Origin of the sequence: Lentibacillus sp. (assembly GCF_035301925.1) — a bacterium.
GTDB lineage: Bacteria > Bacillota > Bacilli > Bacillales > Amphibacillaceae > Lentibacillus.
In genome coordinates this window covers 1-14,993 of sequence record NZ_DATGTI010000130.1, presented here as the reverse complement: position 1 = coordinate 14,993, position 14,993 = coordinate 1, and the positions used below count along the sequence as shown (strand labels likewise).

Sequence of the window (14,993 nt, the reverse complement as noted above, 5' to 3'; positions counted from 1 at the left end):
GCCGTATTTATTACCACGGTCAACGCGTTTATGAATACCCCGCAAGGCTTTGAAACAGAAAATGGCGCGTTTGCCGCCGTTAATCCGATTGCAGCCATGCTGAACCCGGCAACACCAACAAAAGTGTTTCACGTATTAACGTCCGCTTACCTGACATGTGCAGCCGTTCTTGCTGCCATAACCGCTTTCATGATTCTGAAAAAGAAAGCGACTGACTATCATAAAAAAGCATTGAAGCTTACGATGACACTCACACTCATATTTGCTGTGCTGACAATCATCGCCGGAGATTCATCAGCTAAATTTCTGGCAGCACATCAGCCGGAGAAGTTGGCTGCAGCTGAATGGCATTTTGAAACAGAGGAAGGTGCCGATCTGATCCTGTTCGGATGGCTGAATGATGCACACGAAGCAATCGGTGAAATCCGCATTCCCAATTTCCTGAGTTTCCTTGCTCATGCTGATTTTAATGCTGAAGTAACAGGTCTGGAAGAAACCCCGGAAAAATTCTGGCCGCCGCTCTGGGTGCATTACATGTTTGATTTAATGGTGGTGATTGGCTTCTTTCTGCCTGGTGTAGCGTTACTGTACCTCGTTTTAAGCAAACTGAAAAATCGGAATGAGCATAACAGGGGAATTCTCTCACTTATCATGCTAAGTGGTCCTTTAGCATTCCTGGCGATTGAATTCGGCTGGATTTACGCCGAAGAAGGCCGTCAGCCATGGATTATAAGAGGGTATATGTCAGTGGAAGAAGCTGCTACTTCCTCACCTTATGTCGGCCTGATGTTTTTCCTTTTCCTGGCGTTATATGTCGTACTGGGAACCTTATGCATTGTGACACTGCGCAAGTTATTCCGGAATAATCCGGCTGAGGAAGAATTGGAGAAACACTATCCAACTGTCGAAAAGGGTGATGAATCATGAGCTATGAAATAATCGGCATTACGGTTTTATGGACGTTTTTGTACGGTTACCTGATCGTTGCTTCAATTGATTTCGGCGCCGGGTTCTTTGCATTTTATGCCAAAGCCACCAAACAGGAGCACGTGGTCAATCAGCTGATTGCGCGCTATTTGTCACCTGTATGGGAAGTGACGAATGTCTTTTTCGTCTTCTTCTTCGTCGGTATCGTCGGATTTTTTCCGGAAACAGCTTATTACTACGGGACTTCATTGTTGGTGCCCGGAAGCATTGCGATTATTCTACTGGCTATCCGTGGTTCGTTTTACGCCTTCGAAAATTACGGATCCAAACAAAGCTTGGTTTATACATTTTTATACGGTGCGACAGGTCTTTTGATTCCAGCTTCCTTATCAGTCGCCCTGACATTGTCTGAAGGCGGATTTATTAAGGAAACAAACGGTACTGTCTCACTGCAGTACATGGAGCTGTTTACAAGCCCGCTGTCATGGAGCATTGTCGCATTAGCAATTGTGTCCGTATTATTTATCAGTGCGACTTTTTTATCATTTTACGCCGCACGTGCCCAGGACTATCCGGCATTGGGCTTGGTGCGCAAGTTTGCCCTGTTCTGGAGCACACCGGCCATTATTGCCGCCTTGACGACATTCATCTTTTTAAGCCAGCATAATGCAAGACATTATGAAAGCATGCTCGACTTGTGGTGGATGTTCGGTCTGTCTGTTGGGTTTTTCTTGATAGCCATATGGCTCTTGTACCGGGGAAAATATTACGGAATGGCATTCATCAGTGTTATGCTGCAATATCTGTTTGCCTTTTTCGGTTATGGTATCGGACACTATCCCTATTTGCTTGACCCCTATATTTCCATTCATGACAGTGCCACACATGAATCAATGGGAATAGCTCTTGTCATAGCTTTTATAGGCGGCTTGTTGCTCTTGATACCTTCGTTGATTTTATTAATGAGGCTATTTTTATTTAATGCTGACTATGTCAAAGGCAAAAAAGATTGACGGGGGTCAGACCCCTCGGTGGGACAAGGGGTCTGACCCTTTGTCCCACTTACCCTTTGTCCCACTTCTGGGAGGTGAGGTGCAATGGACGGTCTGGGAAAAATAGTATTCAGACATAAACGAAGAATTCTATCCTTGTTTATCCTGTCTGTCATCATAGCAGTGATGGTTATCCTGCAGGCCTATTTTCTGGTGACAATTGTCGATCGCGTATTTCTGGAGCAGCAAGGATTTTCTAACATCTTATGGATGCTGTCAGGCTTATTGGCCGTCCTTCTGTTCAGAACAGCAGCATCGTATCTAAACGGACGGATTGGTATCAAAATAGCGGCGAACGTCAAAGCAATGTATCGGAAGTCGCTGTTGCATAAATTTGCAAAAATGCCAACCAGACAACTAGGGGAAGATCAGTCAGGGGGTAAAGTAAGTGTTATGCTGGATGCTGTGGACGAAATCGACAGTTATTTCAGTGCGTATATCCCCCAGCTGATCCAGTCCTCAATCATTCCGTTGATTATTTTAGCTGTTGCTTTTACCCAGCATGTTAATACAGGTCTGATCATGATTATTACAGCGCCATTCATCCCGATTTTTATGATTATCATTGGGATGCAGACGAAAAACAAATCAGAAGAACAGCAGGAAAAACTGGCTGCATTTTCCGGCAGTTTTTTGGATACACTGCAAGGGCTCACCACCCTTAAACTATACGGCCGTGCCAGGAAACAACAGGATGCTCTGAAGAAAAGCAGTCTGAGTTTTCGCGATGCCACAATGGAAATATTGAAAACCGCTTTTACATCCTCGTTTATGCTGGAACTGATTTCAATGCTCAGTATCGGGATTATTGCCCTGGAACTGGCCATCCAGCTGATCATTTATGAACAGGTTTCTTTTTTTACAGCTTTCTTTTTGCTTGTGCTGACACCTGAATTCTATTCAACACTGAAAGAACTCGGCAGCACGTTTCATGACGGGCGGAGCAGTATGGGTGCAGCCAAAAAAATAACGGAGGCGTTGGACCGTCCGGAGCAGCAGGTTCAGTGGGGCGAAGAAAAATTACCTGCTGAAGCAATGCCGGGGGCTATTCGTCTCGAGAACGTCAGCTTTAGCTATGGAGATGGTCAATTCTCATTAAAAAACATCACGACTGACATACCGCCATACGGGCAGATTGCGATTGCCGGTAGGAGCGGCTCAGGAAAGACGACACTACTAAATCTCATGGCCGGCCTCCTCCCCGCCTCACAAGGGAATATGATGGTCAATGGGAAACCATTACCGCATTTCGCTGAAAACGACTGGTTTGATCAACTGAGTTATATCTCGCAGCACCCTTATATTTTTGCAGGGACCATCGCAGAAAACATTGCGATTGGCGCTGACTCCAATGCCGGACTTAATGACATTGAACATGCAGCCGAAAAAGCCGGCATTGCCAAAATGATTCAAACATTGGACAAAGGGTATGATACGCCGGTCGGTGAGGCAGGCCGCGGTCTTTCAGGCGGTGAAATGCAGCGGCTGGCTCTGGCCAGAGCTTTTTTAAAAAAACCGGCTGTCATTCTTTTTGATGAACCGACAACAGGGCTTGATCTTGAAACAGAACAGATTCTGCAATCTTCTATGAAACAACTGGCACAAAACGCAACAGTAATAACTGTCGCCCATCGTCTTCATACAATCAAGAATGCGGATAAGATATTATTTCTGGAAAATGGCAGATTGGTTGCTGAAGGCACACACAGCGAACTGATGGCAGCAGCCCCGGATTATCGGGAAATGGTAACTGTACAGCAGGGAGTGAAGGCAGAATGAAAGAATTGACCGGAATCGTTAGGTTAATAATGTTGGAAAAAAAGGATATTCTTTATTCAATTATCTTTGGATTTTTAGCGGGCATAACAGCTGTCGGACTGTTTGCAGCAAGCGGCTATCTTATTTCCAAATCCGCACTGGCTCCTCCCTTTTACACACTGATCATTCTCACATCAGCCGTGAAACTGCTCGGAATTACCAAAGCGATTGCCCGTTACGCGGAACGCTATTTTTCCCACCGGGCAACGTTTACGATTTTAAGCAATTTGCGTGTGTCATTTTTTAGTAAACTCGAACCATTAGCACCAGGGATTTTTCAAAAATACAGGAGTGGTGATCTCTTATCACGGGTTGTCGGTGACGTTGAAACACTGCAAAACTTCTTTCTGCGGGTATTCTATCCGCCAATTGTTTTAGTGCTGGTATTTTTAAGCACCATTCTGTTTACAACGATCTTCTCCATTCCTGTGGCACTTGTGCTTATGGCTGGGCTTTTGCTGACGGCCTTTATCGTACCGGCGCTGTTTGCCTTGAGACAACGAAAAATTGATGCTGATGTACGGAAACATAGAGGTGACTTATCCACTGAAGTAACCGAGTTCCTGTACGGATTCCGTGATTTGAAAATATATCAGAAGGCAGCGGAAAAAGAACAACAATTGATGCGGGCATCTGATACGTATATTAGCCGGCAGGAACGTGAAAACATCAATAAACTGTACAGCCAGTCGGTGAATTCATTCATATCGCTCATTATTTCCTGGTCTGTGCTGGGATTGGGCGCTTGGCTGATCAGCAATGGACAGCTGGAAGGCATAATGCTTGCAATGCTTGTAATGATTTCGCTGACAGTTTTTGAAGATGCTGCGTCAATGGCTGCTTTTCCCATTCATTTTCAGGACAGCAGACGGGCAGCCATCCGCCTATCTGAAACAGTGGAGCAGGAAGGTAAAAACGTTAGTACAAAGACCAGCCAGCGGTTACAAACTGATCGAGCGTTTTCAATTGAGATGGAAGCCGTTTCGTTCGCATTTCCGGATGAGCCGCGTCTGGCATTACGAAACATCAACCTGACATTGCCTGCGGGTTCAAAGACAGCGATTGTCGGGCCAAGTGGTTCCGGCAAATCAACCTTGATGACACTTCTGTTGCAAATGTATCCTGTAGAGAAAGGTATTATCCGTGTGGATGGAAAACCGATGAATCAGATAGATCAGGAATCCATTTGGGAAAATGCGAATGTCGTTCTGCAGGAAAATCATTTCTTCTTTGGTACGATCCGTGATAATTTGCGCCTTGCCGGTGATAATTTAACCGATTCCGACATGAAGACAGCACTGGACAAAGTGAAACTTGCCTATTTTTCGTTGGAGGACCAGGTTCATGAAAAAGGTGAAAACCTTTCCGGCGGTGAAAAGCAGCGATTGGCAATAGCGAGGGCAATGCTGAAAGGTTCACATCTTTGGCTGTTGGATGAGCCGACATCATCTGTGGATGCCTTAACTGAACAAATCATCTATGACCATCTTTTTTCACAGGCTGAAGATGACACACTTGTCCTTGTAAGTCATCGCCTGACGAATCTGGAATCCATGGACCAGATTATTGTCATCGATCAAGGTACAATCATTGAATCCGGTACGTTTGATGAACTGATGTCCCAAAAAGGCTACTTGTTCGAAATGAAACAGATTGAGAAAGATATGCTGTAACAAAAAACGAAAAGCAGGGCTTTTCGTTTTTTGTTACATCGCATCAAGCATCTGAAACTGTGATTTGACTAATTCGAAATATGCACCATGCTGTTGCATGAGTTCATCATGGCTGCCGCTCTCCAGTATTTTGCCATTTTCCAGTACAAAAATATTATCCGATTCTCTGATCGTTGACAAGCGGTGTGCGATAATGATGGCTGTTCTGCCCTTTAATAACCTTTGCAGTGCAGCCTGTATTTTCACTTCTGTCTCAGTATCGATACTTGCCGTTGCTTCATCCAGTATCAATATTTTCGGATCCGCCAATAGGGACCTGGCAAATGATAATAATTGCCTTTCGCCTGCTGAAAGAATATTGCCGCGCTCTTCCACCTCTGTCTCGTATCCGTTTGCCAGACGCTGAATGAAATCATCAGCTCCGACAACTTTGGCTGCCTCAATCACTTCCCCATTCGTTGCATCCGGGCGACCGAATCGGATATTTTCCATGATGTTGCCGGAAAAAATGAACGTGTCCTGCAAAACAACACTGATCCCGCGTCGCAAACTGTTCAATCTGACATCACGCAAATCGTATCCATCAATTTTGACAGCACCTTTTGTCGGGTCATAGAAACGACTGATCAAATTGGCAATCGTTGACTTGCCGCTACCCGTATGCCCGACCAACGCAATCGTCTCGCCTGCCTTTATATCCAGTGATATGTCATGCAATGCCGTCCGTTCCTCATCATAGGAAAATTCCACATGATCAAATTCGATGTGCCCCTTCATATCGGTTAAATCGGCACCATCTATTTTGTCAACAACATTCGGCTGTTCATCAAGAAACTCAAAGATGCGCTCAGATGCCGACATAGCCATCAACAGCTGGTTATACATCTGGCCAAGCCGGGAAATCGGTTCCCAGAACATGCCAACATAAAAACCAAACGATACAAACGTACCAATGGCAATACCGCCATTTGTCTCACCGAGCAAAATGAGGTAAGCACCATAGGAAATCAGGATAATAGTGCCGAGTGCATTACTCATTTCAACAAACGGACCAAACATCGCACTTTTCTTTTCGGCGATTTGCCAGCTTTTAAAATTATCGGTATTAACACCATCAAAGTATTCTTCATTTTCTTTTTCCTGGGAGAATGACTGGGTAATCCGAATCCCTTGAATGCTTTCATTCAGATGGGAATTCAAGCGTGATTGCTGAATACGTACATCCTGCCATGAACGCCGGATATTTCGTCTGAGTTTTGTTGAAATATAAAACATAATCGGCAGTATGACCATAATGGCCAGTGCCAGTTTTGGACTCAACACTAATAGGATCACAACAATCCCGATAAGTGTCACAGTGTCCATCAGCAGGTTGATGATCCCATTTGTAAACAGTTCCTGCAGGGAGTTGGTATCATTCATTATACGGACGATAATCGATCCGCCCGAACGTGAGTCAAAAAATCGGTGTGACAACCGCTGGATGTGCGAAAATAAATGTTGCCGCAGATCATAGATAACGTTTTGCCCCAGTATATTTACCCATTTTATCCGAAAGACATTTCCAATATAGCTCAGCAAGTATAGTATGGCGATGCAGATTACCATATAGGTAAGCATTGTCATATCTTCATTAGCGATGACAATATCGAAGACAACCTTACCAATCAGGATAGGCACAACCAAACGCACCACGGTCGAAATGAACATCGCTATGATCGCACCGGGCAAATAGGTTTTGGAATATGGCTTCAAATACGTGAGCAGCCGCCACATTTGCTTCCAGTTAAACGGTTTTTCCACAGCATGATCGACTGTGTAATAAAATCGGTTCAAATGGCGATTCTCTTTAGATGTTTGTTTTGCCATGATCTCCCCCCTTTTCTATGTTGCAGTATCCATAATTTGTTCCCGGTCCTGGTACTGGATATTGTAGATCCGTTCATACGGTCCGTTATGATGAGCTAATTCCTCATGCGTGCCCCGCTCAACGATTTCGCCATCTTCCAGCACCAGTATTTCATCGGCATGTTTCAGCGACGAAATCCGATGGGCTATAATGAAAGTTGTCCGCCCTTTCATCACTTCTTTTAAAGCTTGTTGTATCTTAAATTCCGTTTCCATATCAACTGCCGATGTCGCATCATCAAGTACTAATATACTTGGATTGATGCAGATCGCCCGGGCAATCGCAATACGCTGTTTCTGTCCGCCGGATAATCCCATGCCGCGCTCCCCCAGCATTGTGTCGTAACCATTTGGCATTTCCATAATGAAGTCGTGGGCCTGTGCCCGTTTGGCGGCATCAATAATCCGCTCTTCCGGGATTTCCGGGTTCCCATAGCGGATATTTTCCCTTATTGTGGTAGAAAACAAAAACGATTCCTGCAGAACAAACCCGATATGCTTGCGCAGCGTTTTCAGCTTGTATTCATCTACAGGCCTGCCATCAACCAGAACTTCACCTTTTTCAGGCTCATAAAACCGGGGGATCAGCTGGGTGATGCTTGTTTTGCCTGATCCGGTCGGACCGCTCAGACCGATGATTTTTCCCGGTGGTGCATCGAATGTGATATCTTTAAGTGCTTTATCATCATCTTCCGTATAGGTTAACCAGACATGTTTAAATGTGACATGGCCCTTGATCGGTGTATCGATTGCCCCCTCTTTTTCCGTTACATCCTCTCTTGCTTCTAAAATTTCCAGAAGCCTTTCTCCGGATGCTTTAGCCTGTGAAAACATGTTAATGACAAACCCGAGACTCATCAGCGGCCCCATAATATACCAGACAAGACTGAAAAAGGCTACCAGAGCTCCCAGGCTAAGGTCATTGTTAATTACCAGATAACCGCCATAGGCTAATAATAGCACCACACATGCATTACCGATAAATTCCATAACCGGCATATACTTCGACCATATATTTGCGGTAAACAAGTAATTCTGACGGTAGTTGTCATTGCTGTCTGAAAACCTGCCAACTTCAAAGTCCTCTTTTGATAATGATTTCACTGTATTCATGCCGCTGATATTTTCCTGTACGCGGGTGTTCAGCCTGCCGAACGATTTTCGGATTCCTCTGAATGCCGGATGAACCCGTTTATCAAATTGATATACCACGACAGCCAAAAATGGCATGGCAGCCATCGTGATCAATGCAAGCGGCGTCGAATAATAAAACATAACCCCTAAGCTGAGCAAAATAAGCAGTGTGATCTCAATAAGATCCGAAATGCCAAATGAAATAAAATTACGAAAACCTTCCACATCTGTCGTTTTACGGGACATCAGATCCCCGGTCCTGGCATTGTCAAAGTATTTAAATGATAAAGCTTGAAGTTTTTTATACAATGCTTCCCGGAGCTTATAGACAACTGTTATCCCAAACAGATCGCCCATATATTGGTGAAAAAACGACGAAACCCCTTTTATTAGCATAATGAAAAAGAATCCGGCGGCAATATACGGAATCAATGAATAACGTTCCTGCAGCACAACTTCATCAATCGTCAGCTGCAGTACAATTGGATAAACAATTGTAATGGCCACAACAAAAAACAGAAAAAATAACGATGTAAAGAAATATTTCTTATAAGGCCAGTAGAAACGCTTTAATTTTTTAAAAATGTTCAATGTGTTTACCCCTCCCCCGATGACTTTTCACAATATCTAATATAACGGGTTTCGAAATAAAATGCCACACTTTTTTTGCTTATTTTAATATTTTTTAATTGCATAATTAAAAAACTTCTGCCTATCAACGCAGAAGTTTTGTTTGCTGTATAGCCCACCTTAACAGGCAGTAAATCCTTTAACATTCAAGTAAATCAAGAAAAATAAGTAGGAATCAACTGACTGTAAAGATCCGATTCTGTTTGGGCCTGCACGATGCAGGTCAGAAAGGCGTTGCAACAGAACAAGGAAAGCTCCGGCAGCGATACATCGCACGAAGAAAAAGTGCTTTTCTTTTTCGAGGACGTTGCGAATTTAAGCTTTGTTCCCCTTCATTCAGCGGGGAAAAAGCGCCCCCGCTGAATGAAGTTTCACTTTATCCCGCATGTAATGGTCAGTAATCCGCCAAAATACGCCGGTTAACTGACCCTAAATGTCCGATTCGGTTCAACTAACATTCAACGGGGAAAAAGCGCCCCCGCTGAATGAAGTTTCACTTTATTTTTCTGTTTCATTTAGTATTCGGCTAATTCGTTTTTGAAGGATTTGCAGCCCCCCACTCCCTGAATGTCGGTGTCTTAGTTTCCCGCTAGCATCAAACAGATAGTAAGCCGGTACATACCTGTTTTTGAATTGATTCGTTAATGTATGATCATTATCGACAAGGATTGGCTCTGAAATCTTGTACTCTTTCGCAGCATGCCGTACTTCATTCAAATCCTGATCAGCTTCAGACCGCGGCATGTGAACAGTGATGACATTCAATTGACCATTATAAGCGTTGTACAATTCTTTCATTTTGGGCATCGCTCTTTTGCATGTTTCACAACTGACTGACCAAAAATAGATTAAAGTTGGTTTTTTTCCGGTTACATCTTTTTTTGACAGTGACTTACTGTTGAGCCATTTAGCCGCTCCATTCAATTCCGGCATTTGATCTCTTAATCTCAATCTTATGACCTCCGACTGTTAATTTTTGGCTGTAACTTCCACACATGTTCCCTATATTATATATGCCGAACAGATTATTCCCGGAACCAAAAACAGATCATGTTTCACTTAATCACATTCAGGGTATACTCATACCATCTGTTCATAGATTTTTAGACTGAAAGGGGAATACATATGGAGTTTTTTGGGATTGAATTCAGTTTAGCCGGCATGCTGGAGATTGTTGCGCCTGCAATATTAAAAATCGGCTTACTCATATTAGCATTCATTATCCTGGTTCCAATTGGCAAAAAGGTGATTGAAAAAGCCATAAACAAAGCTGGATCAAATCAAAAAATATCCCAGTCACGTGTTAAAACACTGGAAAAATTATTACTGAACCTGTTTTCGTATAGCATGTTTTTTGTGTTTGTCTTAATGATGTTTGGGATCCTCGGAATCCCGCTCGGCCCACTGCTGGCAGGTGCAGGGATTATTGGACTTGCGATTGGCTTTGGTGCGCAGGGACTTGTCAGTGACATTGTAACCGGATTTTTCATCTTGCTGGAGCGGCAGCTTGAGATTGATGACTATGTGACTACGGCAGGCTATGATGGTATTGTAGAGGAAATCGGCTTGCGGACAACAAAAATCCGCAGTTTTGACGGTACATTAAACTATGTGCCTAACCGCTATATTGAGGGAGTCGCAAACCATACCCGCGGCAACATGCGTGCACTCGTCGATATAAGCATCCGCTATGATGATAATATTGATGAAGCCATTACAGTGCTCGAACAGGTATGTACCGGATTTAAAGAAGATGAACGTTTTAAAGAAGGACCCGATGCCATTGGCGTCCAAAACTTTGGTTCATCAGATATTGTGCTGCGTGTCGTCGGCCAGACTGAAAACGGACTCCAGTGGGAATGTGAACGCGCGATGCGAAAGCAAATTAAAGAGGCTTTTGTCAAGGTAGGGATTGAATCACCAGTTCCGCAGCAAATTGCGATCCAAAACAATTAGAATTAATGCTAAAAAGCTTCAGCTGCTATTGGCCTATATGAAAAACGTCGGTATTCACCATAACCATAGCGAATACCGACGTTTTTCGGCTACTGTTGTTCATTTAATCTGTCATTCACCATATCACATACTTCCCGGGTACTGTAGCCGTCTGCATTTATCACAGAGCCTGCGATACTTGCTGTTGACATGCCCATGACATCTTTATCCTGGCCCGAAATGACACAGCAATCGCAATAGGCGGTGTCGTCCTCTGATTGTAAGTCAACGACATCATGTCCCATTTCTGCAAGAGCTTCCTTCACATCCGTCAACGTTTCTTCTACACCTATTCGCGCCATTATTGCATACCTCCTCTGCTGCAAAACATTTCACGACTAGTTTTGCTCAAACAGTAAAAGATATGCGGCATTCTATCCGGAAATGATACTGATTGTCTTCTCAGCAGCTCTAACATCCATCTCAATCAGCTTCATCCGGTCGCAACTGTGCACTGTTCAGCCCAAAAAGTGTATGTACCGAACCAAACATAAAACCGTGCATTTCTTAATTTTTCACCTATAAGCAATTCAGGCGCAAGTCAATCAGCATTGTCTATTGGCCACTACATACTTTTATAAATAATCCCGGCGCAATTCAGCCTGTGATTTCGGGGAGATATATGCAGGCGCAACATCATACACCGTTTTAGCGCCATGGATGCCTTCCGCACTCATCCGGTATGCTGCCCGTGCATAGGCAACAAGCACACTCGACGTGAATTCTGGATTGCTATCCAAATTCAAGCTGTATTCAACAATTTGATGATTGTTTGAACCGGTCTTTCCGCTGCGGATGACAAATCCGCCATGAGGCATGGCAGCATGATTCTCCTTCAGTTCCGCTTCCGAAATGAAATAAACGGTCGTTTCGTATTCATCAAAATAGTTCGGCATCGTCTTGATTTCCTGTTCTATACGCGCAGTATCGGCCCCTTCTTCCGGGACAATGTAGCATGTCCTGACATGCCTGTCGCTTTTGGAGACTGATGGATTCTCGCCATTTCTTACCTGTTCCATTACCTTTTCTGATGGAATGGTGTACTGCACGCCATTTTTCACGCCATCTACTCTGCGAACAGCATCCGAATGTCCCTGGCTCAGTCCTTTGCCCCAAAAAGTGTAGGTTTCACCTTTTGGCAATAACGCTTCAGACATAACCCGGTTCAAGGAAAACATCCCCGGATCCCAGCCTACGGAAATAATACTTGTTTTCCCGCTTGCATGTGCTGCCTTGTCAACAGCAGCAAAATATTCCGGTATTTTGGCATGTGTGTCATAACTGTCCACCGTGTTAAACATCTCTGCAAAAGCAGGTGCCTGTTCGGGTAAATCAGTCGCGGAACCACCACATAATATCATAACATCAATTTGTTCCTGGTACTGCTTGGCATCATCTACATGTAACACATATACGTTTGGATCACTGACGTTTAAGGTTTGCGGATCTCTTCGGGAAAATATGGCGGTAAGCTCCATATCGGTTTGTTGATTAACAGCAGCTGCTGCTCCTTTTCCCAAGTTACCGTAACCCACAATACCAACTTTGATCTTACTATCCATCGATTTTATACCCCCTATAATGACTGATTTTCTTTATACGATCACTTTTGGTGAAGGCTGGCGTTATGGTTATCCATTGCCGTATGCGAGCGAGTCAGCTGTTCACTTTTTCACCTAAGCCTTCACAAATTTTCACTATTTGAATAAAACTAAATATCGTTTGCATCAAATATTTTCACTTCACGAAACCTCCAACATTATGTATTTCTTTTACTTTAGCAAACCCGCTTTTTCATCGCAACCAAATCATCGGCGGGACAAGCTTTAAGTTGAAAAAAACACCCTCTGCGAATCCAACTTGCAAGGGTGCATTTCATGAATCTTACACTTCCGATTTAAATGTATAATAATCCCGTTTGAATTGCTTTAAAATAACACGTCTGGTTAGTATGCCATCAAAATAGCCGTCCTCATCTGCGACACATACGAATGGATAATTGATAACCGCTTTCAAACCTTCCATAAATGTGTCTGAAGTTGATAAACGTGGAATATCCGTATTCATCGCTTCGTGTACCTGCATTGCAGATAGCTGTTCCATTTCAAACCTTTCAAGCCCGATTACCTTATTTAAAATCGGCGTTTTGCCAATCGTTCCAACCAGTTTATACGATGAATCCACAACAGGCACGGCAGAGTATCCCGATTTCACAAGTATGAGCAGAGCATGTTCAAGCGGGTTATTGACTTGAACATGGGCTACTTTTTCAGAGGGAATCATCAAATCATCAATCACAATATCCGTCAATTTCTTATCCTGTGTTGCACTCATATAAAACGCTCCTTTTCAAATCCTAGCCATTAAGGAGTTTATTATATTGACCACAAGTATAGTTTACCATAGGATATGCTATTATAACATCATTTTCATTCCGTTTATTTAAGCGCTTTCATATAATAAGATCGTTACACTCAACAGTGGTCAAAAGTCGAATGACATAACTTTGGTAAAGTGAAACTGCATTCAGTGGGGTGCTTTTCCCCCACTGATGAAAAGGAACAAAGGCTAAGTACGTAACGTCCTTGAAAAAGGAAAGCACTTTTTCTTCGTGCGATGTATCGCTGTCAAAGTTTTCCTTGTCCTGTTGCAACTTTTTTGTGAGCTGCATGTGGCTGCCCAAACAGAAGCGGACATTTACGAATAGTTACTCGCTCCTACTGCAATTTAAATGTCTCTATCATTCTGTTGCGGGGCTTACTGACTGTTAAGACGAGATAACGGCAGCATCAATTTACTTTATGATATGCATCAGTGAATGGAAAATAAGGATGTCCCACATAAAAATCTTATGTTTACAACCGAAATTCACGGATACTAAAGCATGCAGCTCTTATACTTGCGCATTCCTTTTACATTCTGTCATTAAAATGGATATTGATTGAGCCACTGTCCGCCATCCATTGTGATAACTTCCCCATTTATGTATGCCGCCTTTTCGGACAGTAAAAAGTATGCCAGGTCCGCAATCTCCTCTGGTTTGCCCAATCGTTTCAAGGGAACAGAATTAATGGTGCGTTTTGCAGCTTCTTCCGACTCCCATAGCTTGTCCGCACCACCAGTCCGTTCAATTGGCCCCGGTGCAATCGCATTAACCCGGATACCATATCTGCTTCCCCATTCGACTGCCAACGTGCGCGTCAAATTAAGTACGCCTGCTTTAGCTGCTGATGAGTGGGCAACGCCTGCACCCGCATTCCACGCATACGTTGCAGCCATATTAAGGATGGATCCATTCATGCCATGATCAATCCAGTATTTACCGACTTCACGGCTGCAGTAAAATGTGCCATTCAATACGATATCAATAACTGCATTCCATCCATTGACAGACAAGCCTTCTGCAGGTGCAATAAAATTGCCTGCCGCATTGTTCACGAGATGGTCAATTGAACTGAACTTGTCAACCGTTTCCGCAACCATTCGCTCAACGTCTTCCGGTTTACGCACATCCATGGAAAGCGGGTACACTTCCCCGACTGCCGTTTTTTCCAGTTCACGTCGTGCTGTATCAAGACGTTCTTCATCCCTGCCTGTCATAACAACATTGGCACCTTCATCAGCAAATTTTGCGGCCATATATTTGCCCATACCACTGGAAGCCCCCGTAACGATAACTGTTTTATTTTTCATATGATCCCCCCTCTTATTTTTATCGTATTGTCAAAAGTTTCTTAGTAAAAACTACTAGTTTTCCCGATTTCATGCGTTTTTATACAAAAAAACTTGCCACCCCCTTCAATATAGGGTATTAATGAGGTAACCACACACCCAAAAATACCTAAAAAGGAAGTGA

The 14,993-nt window shown here is 43.5% G+C and carries 12 protein-coding genes; 5 read left to right on the top strand and 7 right to left on the bottom strand.

Features of this window, described 5'->3' with window-relative positions; all coding sequences use genetic code 11:
* From VK080_RS10950 to cydC, 4 genes are all read left to right on the top strand, one after another.
* A partial coding sequence (locus VK080_RS10950; protein ID WP_324224807.1) for a cytochrome ubiquinol oxidase subunit I occupies positions 1 to 927 on the top strand: 927 nt, incomplete at its 5' end.
* Positions 924 to 1,940, top strand: coding sequence for a cytochrome d ubiquinol oxidase subunit II (locus tag VK080_RS10945; RefSeq protein ID WP_324224806.1), 1,017 nt, complete (start codon positions 924 to 926; stop codon positions 1,938 to 1,940). The genes VK080_RS10950 and VK080_RS10945, both read left to right, overlap by 4 nt.
* Before the next feature lie 84 nt (positions 1,941 to 2,024).
* Positions 2,025 to 3,758, top strand: coding sequence for a thiol reductant ABC exporter subunit CydD (gene cydD, locus VK080_RS10940; protein WP_324224805.1), 1,734 nt, complete (start codon positions 2,025 to 2,027; stop codon positions 3,756 to 3,758).
* Entirely contained in the window at positions 3,755 to 5,470 is a 1,716-nt protein-coding gene (gene cydC / locus VK080_RS10935) for a thiol reductant ABC exporter subunit CydC (RefSeq protein ID WP_324224804.1), read from the top strand. The genes cydD and cydC overlap by 4 nt, the downstream gene beginning before the upstream one ends.
* A 33-nt stretch (positions 5,471 to 5,503) precedes the next feature.
* On the opposite strand, the gene VK080_RS10930 is transcribed toward cydC, so the two are convergent.
* The 3 genes from VK080_RS10930 to VK080_RS10920 form a co-directional block, all read right to left on the bottom strand.
* Positions 5,504 to 7,339, bottom strand: coding sequence for an ABC transporter ATP-binding protein (locus VK080_RS10930; protein WP_324224803.1), 1,836 nt, complete (start codon positions 7,337 to 7,339; stop codon positions 5,504 to 5,506).
* Positions 7,340 to 7,354: 15 nt separating this feature from the next.
* The gene (locus VK080_RS10925; protein ID WP_324224802.1) at positions 7,355 to 9,103 is read right to left on the bottom strand and encodes an ABC transporter ATP-binding protein; all 1,749 of its coding nucleotides are present in this window, start codon (positions 9,101 to 9,103) and stop codon (positions 7,355 to 7,357) included.
* Between the two features lie 537 nt (positions 9,104 to 9,640).
* Positions 9,641 to 10,093, bottom strand: a complete 453-nt coding sequence (locus tag VK080_RS10920; RefSeq protein WP_324224801.1) for a TlpA family protein disulfide reductase — start codon at positions 10,091 to 10,093, stop codon at positions 9,641 to 9,643.
* A gap of 174 nt (positions 10,094 to 10,267) precedes the next feature.
* Between VK080_RS10920 and VK080_RS10915 the strand changes: the two genes are divergently transcribed.
* Complete coding sequence (locus tag VK080_RS10915; protein WP_324224800.1) at positions 10,268 to 11,098, top strand: mechanosensitive ion channel family protein; 831 nt, start codon at positions 10,268 to 10,270, stop codon at positions 11,096 to 11,098.
* An 89-nt stretch (positions 11,099 to 11,187) separates the two neighbouring features.
* Here the strand turns inward: VK080_RS10915 and VK080_RS10910 are convergent, their stop codons facing one another.
* The 4 genes from VK080_RS10910 to fadH form a co-directional block, all read right to left on the bottom strand.
* Positions 11,188 to 11,439, bottom strand: a complete 252-nt coding sequence (locus tag VK080_RS10910; RefSeq protein ID WP_324224799.1) for a YkuS family protein — start codon at positions 11,437 to 11,439, stop codon at positions 11,188 to 11,190.
* Between the two features lie 273 nt (positions 11,440 to 11,712).
* Positions 11,713 to 12,699, bottom strand: coding sequence for a diaminopimelate dehydrogenase (locus VK080_RS10905; RefSeq protein ID WP_324224798.1), 987 nt, complete (start codon positions 12,697 to 12,699; stop codon positions 11,713 to 11,715).
* Between the two features lie 322 nt (positions 12,700 to 13,021).
* Complete coding sequence (gene cbpB, locus VK080_RS10900; RefSeq protein WP_324224797.1) at positions 13,022 to 13,471, bottom strand: cyclic-di-AMP-binding protein CbpB; 450 nt, start codon at positions 13,469 to 13,471, stop codon at positions 13,022 to 13,024.
* A 591-nt stretch (positions 13,472 to 14,062) separates the two neighbouring features.
* The gene (fadH, locus tag VK080_RS10895; RefSeq protein WP_324224796.1) at positions 14,063 to 14,830 is read right to left on the bottom strand and encodes a 2,4-dienoyl-CoA reductase; all 768 of its coding nucleotides are present in this window, start codon (positions 14,828 to 14,830) and stop codon (positions 14,063 to 14,065) included.
* Positions 14,831 to 14,993 lie beyond the last annotated feature (163 nt).

Bases quoted from the DNA above. Each gene is read 5' to 3' on its own strand.
- cbpB (WP_324224797.1), bottom strand. From the start codon at position 13,471: ATGAGTGCAACACAGGATAAGAAATTGACGGATATTGTGATTGATGAT.
- cydC (WP_324224804.1), top strand. From the start codon at position 3,755: ATGAAAGAATTGACCGGAATCGTTAGGTTAATAATGTTGGAAAAAAAG.
- VK080_RS10945 (WP_324224806.1), top strand. From the start codon at position 924: ATGAGCTATGAAATAATCGGCATTACGGTTTTATGGACGTTTTTGTAC.
- cydD (WP_324224805.1), top strand. From the start codon at position 2,025: ATGGACGGTCTGGGAAAAATAGTATTCAGACATAAACGAAGAATTCTA.
- VK080_RS10910 (WP_324224799.1), bottom strand. From the start codon at position 11,439: ATGGCGCGAATAGGTGTAGAAGAAACGTTGACGGATGTGAAGGAAGCT.
- VK080_RS10915 (WP_324224800.1), top strand. From the start codon at position 10,268: ATGGAGTTTTTTGGGATTGAATTCAGTTTAGCCGGCATGCTGGAGATT.
- fadH (WP_324224796.1), bottom strand. From the start codon at position 14,830: ATGAAAAATAAAACAGTTATCGTTACGGGGGCTTCCAGTGGTATGGGC.
- VK080_RS10930 (WP_324224803.1), bottom strand. From the start codon at position 7,339: ATGGCAAAACAAACATCTAAAGAGAATCGCCATTTGAACCGATTTTAT.
- VK080_RS10905 (WP_324224798.1), bottom strand. From the start codon at position 12,699: ATGGATAGTAAGATCAAAGTTGGTATTGTGGGTTACGGTAACTTGGGA.